This is a genomic window from Paenibacillus agilis, from assembly GCF_007786455.1.
In the GTDB taxonomy this organism is placed as follows: domain Bacteria; phylum Bacillota; class Bacilli; order Paenibacillales; family Paenibacillaceae; genus Paenibacillus_B; species Paenibacillus_B agilis.
In genome coordinates this window covers 638,484-655,542 of the sequence record NZ_VNJK01000001.1, presented here as the reverse complement: position 1 = coordinate 655,542, position 17,059 = coordinate 638,484, and the positions used below count along the sequence as shown (strand labels likewise).

Genomic DNA, 17,059 nt, shown 5'->3' with positions numbered 1-17,059 from the left:
ATCATGCCACGTTATCTCGTTGTAGGCAATGGTAAAATGCTCGTGAACCTTGACCAGCACGCCTACATTCGTGACATTTACTATCCTTATGTCGGCCAGCTTAATCATGTCGGCGGCCACAAATGCCGACTTGGTGTGTGGGTAGACCATCAGTTTAGTTGGCTCGATGACCCGGAATGGTCCATTTCAATTGGATATCGAGATGAATCCCTTGTCACAAAAGTAGAGGCGCATCATCCTGCTCTACAGCTTTCTTTAACGATTGAAGATGCTGTTCACCAACGAGATCCTATATTTTTGCGTAAAGTCCGCATCAAAAATCATACATCAATAGAACGTGAGGTTCGCCTCTTTTTCCACCAAGATCTAGTCATCAATGAGACCGAAGTTGGTGATACAGCCGCTTATTATCCAGATCAACGCACCGTTTTCCATTATAAAAAAGACCATTATTTCATGTTCAACGCCTGTGCCGAATCAGCCGCGAAGCAGAATTCACAAAACGATCGGAACTTCGAGCATGCAACGGGGCGTGAACCGCCCCCTGCTCTCGACAGCATTTATGAGTTTACAACGGGAATAAAGCGATTTCATCAAGCGGAAGGCACGTGGAGAGATGCCGAAGACGGTAAATTAATGGGCAATGCCATTGCACAAGGTTCCGTTGATAGCACGATAAGCTCTCGATCTTTTATTTCACCTAATAGTTCGTCGAATCACTTTTATTGGTTTGCCGCCGGGGCTCATTTGGACGATGTGAAGAAACTCAATCAGTATGTCCGCGAGAGCGGACCAGGGCGACTCATTGACCGAGTGAATACGTATTGGCGTCGTTGGGTGAACAAAAACAATCCAGATTTCGCGAATTTGGATGAGTCACTTATTCAGAGCTATAAGCAGAGTCTGCTCATCGTACGAACGCAAACCGATGCAGAAGGCGCTATCATTGCAGCCAATGACACCGATATTATGCAGTTCAACCGCGATCACTACAGTTATATGTGGCCTCGAGATGGTGCTCTCGTCGCCAAAGCGATGTCTTCAGCTGGCTACCACGGCATGATCGAGCCGTTCTTCCGCTTCTGTACGCGCGCACTTAGCAGTGAAGGCTATTTGTATCATAAATACAATCCAGATGGCACGGTTGGCTCGAGCTGGCATCCCTATGTGCATGATGGGCGCAGCCAGCTGCCTATTCAAGAAGATGAGACCGCTCTCGTACTCCATGCGTTATGGCATGATTACAGTGTGCATGGTGATATCGAACGCCCGCAATCGCTTTATCAGTCCCTTATCCGACAAGCTGCTGGATTTCTGCTTCGTTATACAGAGGCTCAATTGAACTTGCCACAGCCAAGTTACGACTTGTGGGAAGAACGATATGGGATATTCACGTTTACGGCCTCGGCTGTCTACGGTGGTCTCACCGCAGCCTCGCAATTCGCTCAGCTATTCGGTGATGATGAACGTGCAGAGCGATATTTTGAAGGGGCCGAGCGTATTAAGAACGGTATTCTTACCCACTTATGGAATGAAGAAGAACAGTGCTTCGCACGAGGATTATATCGAAAAGATGGACGCTGGGTACAAGATATGACGCCAGAAAGCAGCATATTTGGTATCTATGAATTTGGTGTACTGCCTCCAGAAGATTCAAAAGTTCGCTCGACGATGAGCAAACTGCGGAATCGTCTAACGATCCGTACTTCTGTCGGTGGAATTGCTCGCTATCGACAAGATTACTATTTCCAACGATGTTCGGACATGAATATTGCCCCAGGAAACCCATGGATTATTTGCACACTCTGGTTTGCTGCCTACGAGATTGCAATAGCTGAAAATCTTGCCGAATTGCAGCAGCCATTGGAAACGCTTCGTTGGACGGTTCGACATGCATTGCCAAGCGGTATGCTGCCAGAGCAGCTCGATCCATTTTCAGGTGCACCACTCTCGGTGGCTCCACTCACCTGGTCACACGCCACTTATGTCGATACCGTACTGAAATATGTAAAGAGGTATAAGGAACTTGATTCAACTCCGCCTATGTAATACAGAGCCCTGCAGTCGGCACTTCGTTCCTCTAGTGCTTGGCTGTGGGGCATATTTATTGGTTGTAATTCGTTTCCATACGAGCGAGATAATGATGATTAACATCGCTACTCACCTTTACATACCTAGTTATTGATTAAACAAGCCAGCAAGGTGTTTAAGAAGAAGTAAACCATCGAGTAACTGTTAGCAAGAGCAGCCATTTTAGTCAGTTATCTTTTTCAAATGTACTAGATGTGCGAATCCCTTCATACGTTATATCGTTGCATCTTTTTTCTTATGTGACTTGATTGTTATGCTTATTTGATTATAATAATTATTATTAAGTATTCATTTCTATATTGTATTATATATTATATATATTATAAATGAATCAATACTAAACCATGGCCTTAGGGGGAATCGTTTATGACTACGAACAAGCGAACATTAACAACAAGTTGGGGAGCTCCCGTTGGTGATAACCAGAATTCAATGACTGCCGGACAGCGTGGACCAACCTTAATTCAAGATGTTCACTTACTAGAGAAACTAGCCCATTTCAATCGTGAGCGCGTACCAGAACGTGTCGTTCATGCAAAAGGTGCTGGCGCACACGGTTATTTTGAAGTAACGAATGACTTATCTTCTTATACAAAAGCAAGCTTTCTGTCTGAAATCGGCAAGCGAACACCTATGTTTATTCGTTTTTCTACGGTAGCTGGTGAGTCTGGCTCTGCTGATACGGTACGTGATCCTCGTGGATTCGCTGTGAAATTTTATACCGAGGAAGGCAACTACGATCTAGTCGGCAATAATACACCTGTCTTCTTTATTCGAGATGCGATTAAGTTCCCTGATTTTATCCATACACAGAAGCGTCATCCGCAGACCCATTTGAAAAACCCAAACGCGGTATGGGACTTCTGGTCACTCTCGCCTGAATCGCTGCACCAGGTCACAATTCTTATGTCTGATCGCGGCATTCCTGCAACTTTACGGCATATGCACGGCTTCGGAAGTCATACCTTTAAGTGGGTGAATAACGAAGGTCAGGCGGTATGGGTCAAGTATCATTTTAAGACTGAACAAGGGATCAAGAACTTAGATATCGAGCTTGCTGCCAAGCTTGCAGGCGAAAATCCCGACTATCATACAGAAGATTTATTTAATGCCATCGATAAGGGCGATTTCCCCGCTTGGACACTGTATGTGCAGATTATGCCGGAGCAAGATGCGAATACGTATCGCTTCGATCCGTTCGATGTTACGAAGGTATGGTCACAGAAGGATTATCCCTTAATTGAGGTTGGTCGTATGGTTCTTGACCGTAATCCAGAAAACTATTTCGCAGAAGTGGAGCAAGCTACTTTCTCACCAGGTTCTTTCGTTCCAGGTATTGAAGCATCACCAGATAAAATGCTCCAAGGACGCCTATTCGCTTATTCCGATGCACATCGCTATCGTGTAGGAGCGAACCATAATACGTTACCAATTAACTGCCCGCATGCCAAAGTCCACAATTACCAACGCGATGGACAAATGCGCGCTGACTCAAACGGCGGCTCTTCCGTCTACTACGAGCCTAATAGCTTTGGTGGTCCAACGGAAAACCCATCTCATGCGACAGCTCCGTATACGGTACAAGGCGAAGCACAAAGTATCGCCTATGATCATCATGACCACTATACGCAGCCAGGTGATCTATATCGTTTGCTCTCAGAAGAAGAGCGCAGCCGACTCGTTGACAATGTCGTTGCTGCAATGAAGCCTGTTGAGATGGATGAGATTAAGCTGCGTCAAATTCAGCATTTCTACAAAGCTGACCCTGAATACGGCAAGCGTGTAGCGGAAGCTCTTGGACTTTATGTCCCGGAAGAGAGTAAGTAAGATCGTGCTATGAAAATAGGAATGCTTCCGCATTAATTGCATCAAGTGTACTTCTTTTTTCATTTAGCAAGCTAGAGTTAGTACTTTGAACTTATTTTATTATCTCAATTAGATCCATTCAAATTAACGCAGTCACTTTGATTGAGTGTAATGAATGTAACCAAACTAAATACCCTTTCCCTCTTACAAATACAAACGGCTAAACCTTGTTTACAAAGGTTTAGCCGTCTTTTTATAAGCTTAATAACGAGCACTTATTTATTTTCATCTTCGTCAGAGGATGACCATTCCAAATAAAGATACGTTGATAGAGTATCCGTCACAGGCATATATTGCTCGCCTGGAAAAGATAGCTGCAAATTTTTCGCTTCTGTTTCATACCCCCATAAGACTAGCTGCTCAATCATCCATTCCCGCCAGTCTGTACAGTCAAACATATAATAGTGCTGAGCATCACGAACAAATCCAATTCTTGATTCCAAGGAAGCTGCCTCAACAAATTTCCGAGCTTCATCTAGTTCATTTAAAGCCGAGTTGCCTTCTTCGACCTCCCAATGTAAGCGTGAATGCGCGTTCTCGCCCAATCTCATGTTTGGTTTATGATTTGGAAGCACACCCAACCCATTTACCGTTTCAATAACAATTTTCGAACGTCTATGTGCACGGATAGATTCCAGCTCTTTCCACAGAAAAGTTCTTTCAATTTTTCGTACCTGAAAGTCCTCTCGAAAGTGCTCCATTTTATTTTTTCTCTCTTGTAATTCTTCAGCGGTTAATCCAAACTCTCCTTCATCCGGTTCTCTCCGCTCCTCTTCCTCTCTTTGCTGAACATAACGCATGTAGTCCTTTTCGCCCTCAAAATGATTAATAAGTATTGCTTCATCCGCACAATAAACCTCCAGAAATTGAGCCAAATTATATCCTGCATAACGTATTTCTAAACCAAAATCCATAGGTGAAACACAAATAATAGGTGCTTCATTTAAATTTTCTACCGCTCCGAATTCTGTCAAAAACGCATAATGAATACCGTCCACTCCAATCGTCGCAAATGGAATAGAATCAATTGGCGTGCTCATATAACGACATTCATCATCTTGAAGTATAAATAGTCCTATATCTTCTCTATCCTGACTTCGTTCTTGGCGCTCTAACATTTTAATAATCGTATCAGGAATTTCATACTTGCCATACAAATCATGCATAGAACTAGAAATGTTCATACCAATTCTCCTCTCAAAATAAAATGTTATACCTAATAAAAAGAGCTTACCTTCTCACCAACGAAATGGGACCAATCCCTCTGCGTTGATGGAAAATAAGCTCAATTAAATTCTGTTTCTTCCTTTATATATACCGTAATATACGAGCACGCGATATAATACGATCGATACGCCTTCTAGTAAACCTCTAATATAGTCTCTAACACACTTTCATTTAACTGCTAAGATTAAGCTTGAACTGCAGCTCCCTCTAATGCATTAGCAATAAGGTCACCCATCTCAGTTGTGCTTAGTGCCTGAGCACGATCCGTAGCAATATCGCCTGTGCGATTGCCAGCATCCAGCACCTGCTTCACGGCACGCTCAATGGCATCCGCAGCTTCACCATAACCAAATGTTAAACGATACATAAGAGCGACAGAAAGGATCGTTGCGATTGGATTCGCAACACCTTGACCTGCAATATCTGGCGCCGAGCCGTGTACAGGCTCATACAAACCGAAGCTGCCTTCGCCAAGCGATGCAGAAGAAAGCATACCAATCGATCCTGTAAGCATTGCCGCTTCATCACTTAAAATATCTCCAAACATGTTCTCTGTAACGATAACGTCGAAGCTGGATGGACGGCGCAACAACTGCATCGCGCAGTTATCAACAAGTACATGTTCTACTTCTACATCTGGATAGTCTGGTGCAATACGATTCACCGTTTCACGCCATAGACGGGATGTCTCCAACACGTTCGCTTTATCAACAGAAGCAAGCTTTTTACGGCGCTTCTGAGCTACTTCGAATGCTTGGCGCACAATGCGTTCTACTTCTGTTACGTTATAGACACATGTATCAACCGCTTCTTCACCATAAGCACCTTCACGTCGGAACTTCTCACCGAAGTAAATGCCGCCTGTCAATTCACGTACAACGATAAGGTCCGTGCCTTCCAATACTTCTGGCTTAAGCGTGGAAGCATCCTTCAAGCAATCAAATACGACAGCTGGGCGCAAGTTCGAGAACAATCCCAATTCTTTGCGAATACCGAGCAAGCCTGTCTCTGGACGAAGCTCTTTCGAGTTGTTGTCCCATTTCGGTCCACCAACTGCCCCTAAGAGCACTGCATCCGCACGTTTACAAATTTCAAGAGTCTCCTGTGGAAGCGGCGTTCCCTTTTCGTCGATAGCAACACCGCCGAACAAACCGTGTTCGAACTCAAATTTCAAACCGAACAATTCCTCCGTACGCTTCATAACTTTAATCGCCTCAGCTACTACTTCTGGTCCAATGCCGTCCCCTGCAATAACTGCAATCTTTTTAACCTCTGTCATATCCGTTCGCTCCTTCTCTCCGTATGTAAATAAAACACTCCTACTCCTGCATTCCCATACCTTGATTATTCCTTTCATTTTATCGCACACCGCCTCAGATGACTAAGATATAAAATCTATTATCTTAATAGGATTTACCTATAAAGATGAGGGAACAGTCTAGTTTTCATTGGTATATGTAAAAAGTGATATTATTTTAGAGTAGAAATGAACCGTTTCGGCTTTCACGTCCTCTAAGTATACATATAGCTATTTTAAAAATGGAATGTACCATGCTACATAGACAAGCATTTGCATGTCTATCATGTATATCATTTCAATCAAATCTATCAAGGAGGATCACAAATGTGTCTACACCACTAAATGTTAGGCAGGCACAACAAGGTGACCGTCAAGCTTTTATCCAACTAATACGAACCTTTGAAGCTAATATGTACGCTTTTTCTCGTACGATGCTTTCATCCGACGAAGACTGTGCAGATGCGATTCAAGAGACCATTCTTCTTGCCTATCGATCCATAACAACGTTAAAAACCCGCCATCCAGTATAGATAGCGGGTTTTGCTCTACTCTAATTTTACACCAAGCCAATCTTATCGCGTCGACTGCCATTGTTCAATTGGCGCTTCTCGATCAGACGGTTCAATGCATCCACGTATGCACGGGCACTCGCTTCAAGAATATCTGTGCTAACGCCGCGGCCTTGAACAGCTACCTCGTCTTGGCTCATTACAACATGAACCTCACCTTGCGCATCTTTACCATGCGTAACAGACTTAATGGAGTAGTCAGACAATACAACCTCTTCCCCAGTTGCCTTATCAATCGCATTGTAAATCGCATCAACCGAACCATTACCTTCTGCTTCTTGTTCCAGCACGTCGCCTTCATGCGTGACGATGCGGACTTTAGCAGTTGGAGTCGCTTCATTTCCATACGTGACATAGATCGTTTGCAGGGAGAAGATTTCTTGCGTATCCACGATTTTTTCCTCGATAAAGGCGCGAATATCCTCGTCAGATACTTCCTTCTTCTTATCTGCTAGATCTTTAAACTTCGAGAATGCAATATTGAGCTGCTCGTCACTTAACTCATAGCCAAGATCGATTAGCTTCTCACGGAACGCATGGCGTCCAGAGTGCTTGCCGAGCACGAGCTTGCTTTCCTTAAGGCCAATTGTCTCCGGAGACATAATCTCATACGTCGTCTTTTCCTTCAGCATACCGTCCTGATGAATACCCGATTCATGAGCAAATGCATTCGCACCAACGATTGCCTTGTTACCAGGTACGACCATCCCCGTTAACTTGCTGACTAAGCGGCTCGAACGAGCAATTTCCGATAATACCATCGTTGATTTCGCTTGGAAAAAGTCTTGACGTGTTTCCAGCGACATCGCCACTTCCTCCAACGCTGTGTTGCCCGCGCGCTCACCAATACCATTAATTGTTCCCTCGACTTGATCCGCACCGTTCAATACCGCAGCCAAGGCATTCGCAGTCGCCATCCCTAAGTCGTCATGGCAATGAGCACTCAGCTGAATCTTTTCGATACCTGGCACTTGCTCTTTCAGTGTCTTAAAAATATTACCGAATTCGGCAGGATATAAATATCCCACTGTATCCGGGATATTAACAACCGTGGCTCCCGCCTTGATCGCCATATCCGTTACTTGGCACAAGAAGTCCAGCTCTGTCCTACCTGCATCCTCAGGGGAGAACTGAATTTTGGTGAAATACTTGCCTGCGTATTTAATCGCTGCTTCTGCTGCTTCTAGCATTTGCTCCTTCGTCATGCGCAGCTTGTGCTGACGATGAATCGGAGAAGAAGCAAGGAAGAGATGAAGACAAGGATCTTCTGCATCTTTCAACGCTTCATAAGCGGCATCAATATCTTGAACGCGCGAACGAGCTAACCCTACCACAGTCGCATTTTTCACTGCTTTTGCAACTGCGTTTACAGCTGCCAAGTCACCAGGTGATGCTGCAGGGAATCCTGCTTCCATGCGGTCAATGCCAAGGCGCTCTAGCTGATGCGCGATTTCAAGTTTCTCTTTTGTATTCAAGTTGACGCCCGGAGATTGCTCACCGTCACGCAAAGTTGTATCAAACAAATATATTTTACGCATAACTCCGCACCTCCTCGTTGCTACTAAAAACGCCCACCCGCCTAGTGACGGGCGGACGCATTGCGTAATCGCCTTACTTATTCACATGCATACTCGTTACATGCACGGCTACTGATTGAATGAATATATTGAATATAATGCCGATGCTTATTTCTTAATCCAGTGCATCATTTCACGCAATTGACCACCAACAACTTCGATCGGATGGTTCGCTTCATTGCGGCGAGTTGCTGTCAAGAATGCACGATTTGCTTGGTTCTCCAAGATGAAGTCGCGAGCGAACTTACCTTGTTGAATATCAGCCAATACTTCTTTCATTGCTTTCTTCGTTTCTTCTGTTACGATGCGAGGACCTGTTACATAGTCGCCGTACTCCGCTGTGTTACTGATGGAGTCGCGCATTGTAGCCAATCCGCCTTCGTATACAAGGTCAACGATAAGCTTCAGCTCATGTAGACACTCGAAGTAAGCCATTTCAGGAGAATATCCTGCTTCTGTCAATGTTTCGAAACCAGCTTTGATAAGCGCGCTTACACCGCCGCACAATACTGCTTGCTCACCGAACAAGTCTGTTTCTGTTTCTTCCTTGAAGGATGTCTCAATAACTCCAGCACGTGTACAGCCGATACCTTTTGCATATGCCAATCCGATTGCTTTCGCATTTCCTGTCGCATCTTGCTCGATCGCGATAAGTCCAGGAACACCGAATCCTTCCGTATATGTACGGCGAACCAAGTGACCTGGAGACTTCGGCGCTACAAGAAGAACATCGTTGTCTTTAGGTGCTACGATTTGACCGTAGTGCACGTTGAAACCGTGGGAGAACATAAGAGCAGCGCCCTTTTTGAGGTTAGGAGCGATGTCATTGTTATAAACGCTTGCTTGAGTTTCATCCGGCATCAAAATTTGTACTACATCTGCACGGCTTGTAGCATCAGCAACAGACAATACTTCGAATCCGTCTTGACGAGCTTTGTCAGCTGACTTGCCTTCACGAAGACCGATAACAACGTCCAAACCGCTGTCACGCAAGTTTTGTGCTTGAGCGTGACCTTGAGAGCCGTAACCAATTACAGCGATTGTCTTACCATTTAGTACTGCGAAATCTGCGTCTTTTTCATAATACATCGTAACTGCCATTGTTATGATTCCTCCTCAAATTTGTTCCCATTTTGTTTATATACGTAAGGTATATATGATGTTCAGCCCTCGGATGATAAAGGGTATTTCAAAGGATAATCAGGTCTCATCCGCTGAAATACCCCTTCATCCGAAGGGAGTATTACAACTTCCAGCATGCTTGTTCGTGCATAATCAAATCTCACCATCTGGTTCGCTGCGTTACGTTGAGCTAGCTCAGTTCAACTTAACGGCTCACACCATCTGTAATCGATCCGCGAATCATTGCCGTTACGCCTGTGCGGCTAATCTCACGAATACCATAAGGCTCCATCAGTTCAATCATCGCTTCAATTTTTGAAGACTCTCCTAACACTTGAACGACAAGTGTGCTGGGGCCAATATCAATAATAGAAGCTCGGAACGTCTCAACCACTCCAAGAATTTCTGGCCTCATGTTAGGCTCCGCCTTCACCTTAATCAGGGCAAGTTCACGCGCAACCATCTCTTGTGAGCTGAGGTTAAGAACCTTGATAACATCAATAATTTTGTATAATTGCTTCTCTACTTGCTCCAGCATTTGTTCATCCGCTGTCGTGACGATAACCATTCTTGATAATCCAGGTTCTTCGGAGGCACCTACCGTGATGCTCTCGATATTGAAGCCGCGACGTCCGAACAATCCTGAGACGCGCTGCAGCACGCCTGGCTGATCGTTTACGATGACAGCTATCGTATGTCTAGTCATTGTAATCGTGCTCATTCGCCATCCCCCATTATCATTTGATCGATCGTAGATCCCTGCGTTACCATCGGATATACATTTTCGTGTTTGCGAACGACGAACTCAACAACCGCAGGTCCTGGTGTATTTAATGCTTGCTCCCAAGCCAGCTTCGCTTCTTCCTTATTCGTTGCACGGAAGCCGCGAACACCGTAAGCTTCTGCCAACTTCACGAAATCTGGACTGCCAGCCAAGTCAATATGACTGTAGCGCTCATCATAAATGATTTCTTGCCATTGACGAACCATGCCGAGCACTTGGTTGTTGATGATGACAACTTTAACCGGAATATTATGAATCGCACAAATTGCAAGCTCCTGCGAGCACATTTGTATGCCGCCATCTCCATTGATGGAAACGACTGTCCGATCCGGATGAGCCATTTGCGCACCAATTGCGGATGGGAATCCGAAGCCCATCGTTCCCAAGCCACCAGATGTGATCCATGAACGTGGCTGGTTAAAGCGATAATATTGCGCAGCCCACATCTGATGCTGACCTACGTCAGTTGTAACGATCGCCTCGCCCTTTGTCGTATCGTGAATCATTTGGATAACCCATTGTGGCTTTAATTCCGTATCGCTATCTTCATAGCGTAATGGCTGGTCGATCTTCCAACCTAGCAATTGCGCTCGCCAAGCATCCGCTTTGTCCGCTCTTTTCACCGATTCATTCGCCTGCGTCAACGCTGTCTTAATATCAGCCACAATCGGAATATCTGTTGGGACATTCTTACCGATCTCGGCTGGGTCGATATCGATGTGGACAATTTTCGCATGCGGTGCGAAGCCATCCAGCTTCATCGTTACTCGGTCATCAAACCGTGCACCGATATTAATTAGCAAATCTGCCTGTTGAATGGCGTTATTTGCCGTAAATGTACCATGCATACCCGGCATTCCTAGCCACAAGTCATGTCCGCTTGGGAACCCGCCTAGTCCGAGTAATGTAGTCGTTACTGGAATTTGCGCTGTTGTAATGAATTGATACAACTCTTCATGAGCACCAGAATGGATAACTCCGGCTCCTGCCAATACGATTGGACGCTCTGCTTCTTCAATCGCTTTAAGCATTTTATCAATTTGATATTTATTCGGCTTAACCGTCGGATGATAGCCGCGAATATCTATCGTTGTTGCTGGTTGGAACAATGTCTTTGCTGCCGAAACATCCTTCGGAATGTCTATCAGCACTGGACCTTTACGTCCTGTATTCGCGATATGGAATGCTTCGTGAATTATACGCGGCAAATCTTCTACATCACGAACGAGATAGCTGTGCTTCGTAATCGGCATCGTAATTCCTGTAATATCCGCTTCTTGGAAAGCATCTGTTCCGATCAACGTCGTTGCAACGTTACCCGTGATGACCACGAGAGGAACCGAGTCCATATAGGCAGTCGCAATACCCGTTACTAGATTCGTTGCTCCAGGACCCGAAGTCGCGATACATACGCCAACGTTGCCGCTTGCTCGTGCATATCCATCCGCTGCATGAATGGCGCCCTGCTCATGCCTTGTCAGCAAATGCTTGAAATCATCAAAGCCGTGCATCGCATCGTAAATATACAATACGGCTCCCCCCGGATAGCCGAAGACGCATTCCGCACCTTCCAACAACAAGCTTCGAAGTAAAATTTCTGAACCTGTAATTACTTCTGGCTTCATCCATTTCTGACGTAATTCTTCTTTAGACCGCATGGTAGCTTGCTGAGCGCTCATTCGCCATCCCCCTCACCTAATCTGTTATTAAAATCAATCAATTAGTCTTGAATATAACAAAAAAACCTTCCGTCCCAGGACACAGTTCATGTATCCATAGGGACGAAAGGTTAGCTTCCGTGGTACCACCCAGATTTGCTATACGTCTCACAACATATAGCCTCCATAAGTTTGCAGCACATAGCTGCATACTGTAACAGCGCCTAACGCGCGCCTGACGATTCTGCCTAGTAGTTGACGGATATATCTTGGCCTTGCATGTGTTCTTGCATCCGTCTTCGTTCAGCAGAACAGCTCCGAGGTGAGCATCGATCATAAGGGGTTAAGGCCGCGGTTTCAGCATAGTCCGCACGCTCTCTGGTCATAAGAGCCCTTCGTCTTTAGTCCTCATCATAGCCATTGGTATGTTATGTCAATATGTGTTCCAAATGTTTAGAAACATTATATGCCTACACTTTGAGCGAGTCAATAGGACGATTAAAAAAAATACCAAAATGTTCTGGTGTCCATGCAAACGTGAAAAAACGGGCATAGAATAAACGAAAACGTGCTGCCATAGAGCTGCTATCACGCTTGAAATGGAGGAATGCACATGCTGCGATTACGCATACCTGAACAGGATGACGAAATAATTTGGTCTCTGGTAGAAGCCGAATTAATCCCTAAATCCAATCTAAACTGGGACATTCCTCAGCTTAAAGATGAGATGCCAAAGCGCCTATCCAAAGGCTTCACTTATGTCAAAGTGGACCTTGTAAATCGACCCATCGCTTTTATCCACGCTATCGTAATCGAGCGCATTTTATTCATCGATATGCTCGCCGTTCATTCCTTGCTGCACCGCAGAGGCATAGGACAAATGCTGCTCCAATCTGCTGAGAAACAAGCCTTATCGCAATCATGCAACTCAGCCAAGCTCGCTGTAGATGCGGGTAATGAACCAGCGCGACGATTCTATGAACGAGCAGGCTACAAAAGCACACAGTATCTAGTAAATCTGCAATGCTGGGAAATGTTCAAAACATTTAGTTCAAATTAGCAATCAACTCACGAAGCACGATAAAGATAAATAAGTAATTTTAAAAATAATACAGCCCGGAAAGAATTCCGGACCGTAGCCGATACGTCACACGCATCCCTCATGCGCTGCTATCGATACTTGCTATCTCTTGCCCATCGCTAGTCTTGGATTTAGTAGAACGGCCTCGGTCCGAAGCAGCCACCACAGCCGCCGCCTCCGAACGGTCCACCAAATGGACCAAAGCCAAATCCTCCTCCACACCCTAACGTCCCAATGGCAAGCAAATCGAACAAGATGAGAGGCAGAAGAAAGCATCTCGTTTTAGCTGACTTGCCGTCGACCGGTTGCAGGACAAGCTCGTTGCCGGAAATTCGAACAAGTTTGCCCGAAACTACTTTTCCGTCTTGACGCACAGCATAAATATGCTGCCCTATCAATTTCTCGGCTTGAGATTTGGTAACATGCTGCAAGGAAATCCCTCCTTCAGTCAACTTACTCTACAGCATATGAAAGCTTCACCAACCTGCTTGTATCGTTACCCTACTGACTTGCAAATTGTACGAATTCCTCATAGATTGCGAGAGATTTCGAGATATTTACCTACAGCAAAGACAATTTATAAATCTTCTAAAAATTAAAAGATTTCCATGGTAATATAGATATGCTTATTTCATCAAACGTTCATATATTACATCTCATGGGAGTGCATTATGAAGAAATTAATGTCTGGAGTTTTCATCTTGGCCTTATTGGTTATCGCTAACATTTCTGTAAGTCCCGAGCCCGTTTCAGCTAGTAAAATGGTTACTCACACAAACCTGTATACGTACGATATGATGACCACGCAGCTTAAGCAGTTGGAGGCTGCCTACCCAGATGCAATCCACCTTGAGTCAATTGGGAAAACCCCCTACCAGCGCAACATTTGGGCCGTTAGAGTCGGTCATGGAGAAGCTAATATTTTCATAAATGGCGCTCATCATGGACGTGAATGGATAACGACACTGCTTACAATGACCATGATCGAAACCTATGCCAAATCCTACACGGAGCAAACCCATTTTCAAGGATATGCGACGAAAGAATTGCTCGACCAAGTAAGCATTTGGTTTGTACCAATGGTCAATCCTGATGGAGTCACTTTGCAGCAATTCGGCTTATCCGCCTTTCCAAAGGCCGACCATGCCAAACTGATTCAAATGAACAGCGGTAGTCGCGATTTCACAAGATGGAAAGCGAATGCGCAAGGTATCGATCTGAATCGACAGTATGACGCGGATTGGAGCCGTATACGAGGAAATGTGAAGCATCCATCCTGGATGAATCATAAAGGTCCTAAGCCTCATTTCGCTCCAGAGGTGAAAGCCATTGTTGATTTTACATACCGAATTAAGCCGGAAATAGCCGTAGCCTATCATTCTTCTGGTGAAATATTGTTTTGGTATTTTCATAATGATGCTTCCGACCTGCCACGAGATAAACGATTAGCTAGAATCTATTCCCAGATCACTGGCTATAGTCTAGTCAAGCCTACTCGCAATCCATCAGGTGGAGGTTATACCGATTGGTTTATCCAACAGTTCAAGAAGCCGGGCTTCACACCTGAAGTTAGTAAAGGCGTCGGTAATCAGCATGTGCCTGTTAAATATTTCAGCAACATTTGGAGCCAAAATGACAATGCAGGGATCTGGTTAGCTTCAGAAGCCTATAAAATGTGGTACCCAGAAGCTAGTAAAAACCAAAAAGTAGTCACAATTGATAACATGCTTTTGCTCGATGAGGAAGAAACCTTTTATCAGTATCCGAACATTTTGAGGGCGGGCCAAGGCAAGCTGAAGCAAGAAAAAATACGCGTAGTTGCCCAAAAAGGCGATTGGTATAAAGTGAATACCTGGTTAGGATATAAGTGGATTTATGTACCAGATGCTGTATTCGAGCAGCCTGCCATCCCTGAGGGGGAAGCTGAACAAGAAAACCAAAAAGAAGAAGTGACAGACCTTGAAATGACGCCTGAACCAGACAACAAAGAAGAGCAAAACGTAAAAACACAGCCTACTTTGGAATAGCTTCTCTCTCATAACACGTCAATGAAAGAGTGGTAACATTCAACGAATTATTTAGGCAAATAGCAGCTAACTACCATCTTGCACCATGTGCTGATCCAATGATATAGTAACCCGCATATAAGGGCACTTAAATTAAGACGGGGGATTCGAATCATGGGCTATAAAATTGTGTTTTTTGATATTGATGGAACACTCGTAAATGATGAAAAAGAGATTCCACAAGACGCAATCGAGGCGATAGCCGAGCTGCAAAATAAAGGCGTGGAGGCAGTCATCGCAACAGGGCGCGCCCCTTATTTCATAAAATCATTGGCAGAACAGCTAGGCATTGACTCGTTCGTCTGTTTAAATGGCGGGTATGTTGTCTATCAAGGAAAAACAATCTTTAAACGCTCCATACCTCATGAAGATGTGGAAACGCTAGTGAACCACGCAGCCCTGCATCAGCATGCGCTCGTATTTGAAGGAGAGTCTGCTTTCTATTCTAGCATTCTGGATCACCCTTTTATGTTGGATGCTGTCCAATCTTTAAAAGTCGAACTGCCTGGCCATGATCCAGAATACTGGCGCGACGAACCTATTTATCAAATGTTTCTGCATTGCAGTGCAGAAGACGAGCACCTATATAGTGAGGTTGTACCGGGACTACGCTACATTCGATGGCACCAAACAGCCATGGATGTATTGCCGCATGATTCATCGAAGGCTGAAGGCATACAAGCTATGCTTCACCTATTGCAAATTGCTCCTGAAGAAGCGATTGCCTTTGGCGATGGACTCAACGATAAAGAAATGCTTAGTGCAGTCGGGCTTGGGATTGCCATGGGCAATTCACATGAAGAACTTTTGCCATACGCTGATTACGTTACTGCTCATGTGAATGAAGGCGGCATTCGTCGCGGATTGCAGTATGCTGGATTAATCGATTAATATAGGAACAGTGAACAAATGTTTTAAAATGGAAACCCATCTCAACTTGATTTGATATCCTACAAGAAAGGAGGTTAAACCTGCATGCTTCGAACCCCCATCGGACGATTACGAACGATCGGAATCGTGGAAGGAATATCCTATATTTTACTACTATTTGTAGCTATGCCCCTTCGTACATTTATGGATATGCCTGAAGCTGTTTCCATTTCCGGCATGGCGCATGGAGTACTATTTTTACTATACATCCTTGCTGTTGGCCATGTTTGGATCGTTCATCGTTGGCCCCTCACTCGCGTCATCATCGCAGTCCTTGTCTCATTTATTCCTTTCGGTAATTTTGTATTTGACCAATCATTGAAAAAAGAACAGCACGACAACCCAACAAAAGCCGCTTAGGATCTTTCCAAAGCGGTTTTATTTTTTATTTAAATATTGCATATTGACACTTCCGTTTTTTTCTATTAACTTATATATAACCAAAAGGTTATATGAAATTGGAGGTACGGCTATGACGGACATTTATCGAGCTATCGCAGATCCAATTCGTCGTAAAATACTGCGCATGGTTTCACAGCAAGAATGTACCCAGTCGGATATCGTTGCTTCCTTTTCGATCTCGCAACCTGCCATTAAGAAGCATCTAGCGATTCTACTGGAAGAACAATTATTGCTAGAGCGCAGGGTAGGAAAGTTCTGCTATTACCGATTAAACACTCCTGTCTTTCAACAAGCGTATTTACAGCTGCAGAGTGAATTGGGTCTTGTCTTGGACAACAAACTGGCAGGACTGAAACATTACTTAGAGAACCTAGAGGAGGAATAGT

At 44.6% G+C, this 17,059-nt stretch carries 15 protein-coding genes; 8 read left to right on the top strand and 7 right to left on the bottom strand.

What is annotated here, in order from left to right; translation table 11 throughout:
* The first annotated feature begins 3 nt into the window (after positions 1 to 3).
* Positions 4 to 2,049 (top strand): glycoside hydrolase family 15 protein, encoded by a 2,046-nt coding sequence (locus FPZ44_RS02890; protein ID WP_144987221.1) that lies wholly within the window; start codon positions 4 to 6, stop codon positions 2,047 to 2,049.
* Between the two features lie 408 nt (positions 2,050 to 2,457).
* Positions 2,458 to 3,918: a catalase KatA gene (gene katA, locus FPZ44_RS02885; protein WP_144987219.1), complete on the top strand. Its 1,461-nt coding sequence runs from the start codon at positions 2,458 to 2,460 to the stop codon at positions 3,916 to 3,918.
* Positions 3,919 to 4,172: 254 nt separating this feature from the next.
* On the opposite strand, the gene FPZ44_RS02880 is transcribed toward katA, so the two are convergent.
* On the bottom strand, positions 4,173 to 5,141 hold the full coding sequence (locus tag FPZ44_RS02880; protein WP_144987217.1) for a hypothetical protein: 969 nt from the start codon (positions 5,139 to 5,141) through the stop codon (positions 4,173 to 4,175).
* A 227-nt stretch (positions 5,142 to 5,368) separates the two neighbouring features.
* Positions 5,369 to 6,463 carry a 3-isopropylmalate dehydrogenase gene (gene leuB, locus FPZ44_RS02875; protein ID WP_144987215.1) on the bottom strand — a complete coding sequence of 365 codons (1,095 nt, stop codon included), beginning with the start codon at positions 6,461 to 6,463 and terminating at the stop codon, positions 5,369 to 5,371.
* Between the two features lie 347 nt (positions 6,464 to 6,810).
* Here leuB and FPZ44_RS02870 point away from each other — a divergent pair, with 347 nt between their 5' ends.
* Positions 6,811 to 7,014 (top strand): RNA polymerase sigma factor, encoded by a 204-nt coding sequence (locus FPZ44_RS02870; protein ID WP_144987213.1) that lies wholly within the window; start codon positions 6,811 to 6,813, stop codon positions 7,012 to 7,014.
* Between the two features lie 26 nt (positions 7,015 to 7,040).
* On the opposite strand, the gene FPZ44_RS02865 is transcribed toward FPZ44_RS02870, so the two are convergent.
* From FPZ44_RS02865 to ilvB, 4 genes are all read right to left on the bottom strand, one after another.
* Entirely contained in the window at positions 7,041 to 8,591 is a 1,551-nt protein-coding gene (locus FPZ44_RS02865) for a 2-isopropylmalate synthase (RefSeq protein WP_144987211.1), read from the bottom strand.
* 147 nt (positions 8,592 to 8,738) lie between these two features.
* The gene (ilvC, locus tag FPZ44_RS02860; RefSeq protein ID WP_144987209.1) at positions 8,739 to 9,731 is read right to left on the bottom strand and encodes a ketol-acid reductoisomerase; all 993 of its coding nucleotides are present in this window, start codon (positions 9,729 to 9,731) and stop codon (positions 8,739 to 8,741) included.
* A gap of 226 nt (positions 9,732 to 9,957) precedes the next feature.
* Positions 9,958 to 10,458, bottom strand: coding sequence for an acetolactate synthase small subunit (ilvN, locus tag FPZ44_RS02855; RefSeq protein WP_144991649.1), 501 nt, complete (start codon positions 10,456 to 10,458; stop codon positions 9,958 to 9,960).
* 11 nt (positions 10,459 to 10,469) lie between these two features.
* The gene (gene ilvB / locus FPZ44_RS02850; RefSeq protein WP_144987206.1) at positions 10,470 to 12,215 is read right to left on the bottom strand and encodes a biosynthetic-type acetolactate synthase large subunit; all 1,746 of its coding nucleotides are present in this window, start codon (positions 12,213 to 12,215) and stop codon (positions 10,470 to 10,472) included.
* A 592-nt stretch (positions 12,216 to 12,807) separates the two neighbouring features.
* Between ilvB and FPZ44_RS02845 the strand changes: the two genes are divergently transcribed.
* Positions 12,808 to 13,254, top strand: coding sequence for a GNAT family N-acetyltransferase (locus FPZ44_RS02845; RefSeq protein ID WP_186785890.1), 447 nt, complete (start codon positions 12,808 to 12,810; stop codon positions 13,252 to 13,254).
* A gap of 152 nt (positions 13,255 to 13,406) precedes the next feature.
* Here the strand turns inward: FPZ44_RS02845 and FPZ44_RS02840 are convergent, their stop codons facing one another.
* Complete coding sequence (locus tag FPZ44_RS02840) at positions 13,407 to 13,706, bottom strand: 50S ribosomal protein L33 (protein WP_144987202.1); 300 nt, start codon at positions 13,704 to 13,706, stop codon at positions 13,407 to 13,409.
* 240 nt (positions 13,707 to 13,946) lie between these two features.
* On the opposite strand from FPZ44_RS02840, the gene FPZ44_RS02835 reads away from it, so the two are divergent.
* The 4 genes from FPZ44_RS02835 (at position 13,947) to FPZ44_RS02820 (ending at position 17,058) form a co-directional block, all read left to right on the top strand.
* Positions 13,947 to 15,302, top strand: coding sequence for a M14 family metallopeptidase (locus tag FPZ44_RS02835; protein ID WP_144987200.1), 1,356 nt, complete (start codon positions 13,947 to 13,949; stop codon positions 15,300 to 15,302).
* A gap of 153 nt (positions 15,303 to 15,455) precedes the next feature.
* On the top strand, positions 15,456 to 16,232 hold the full coding sequence (locus FPZ44_RS02830) for a Cof-type HAD-IIB family hydrolase (RefSeq protein ID WP_144987198.1): 777 nt from the start codon (positions 15,456 to 15,458) through the stop codon (positions 16,230 to 16,232).
* Between the two features lie 84 nt (positions 16,233 to 16,316).
* Complete coding sequence (locus FPZ44_RS02825) at positions 16,317 to 16,631, top strand: DUF3817 domain-containing protein (protein WP_144987196.1); 315 nt, start codon at positions 16,317 to 16,319, stop codon at positions 16,629 to 16,631.
* Between the two features lie 112 nt (positions 16,632 to 16,743).
* On the top strand, positions 16,744 to 17,058 hold the full coding sequence (locus FPZ44_RS02820) for a metalloregulator ArsR/SmtB family transcription factor (protein WP_144987194.1): 315 nt from the start codon (positions 16,744 to 16,746) through the stop codon (positions 17,056 to 17,058).
* Position 17,059 lies beyond the last annotated feature (1 nt).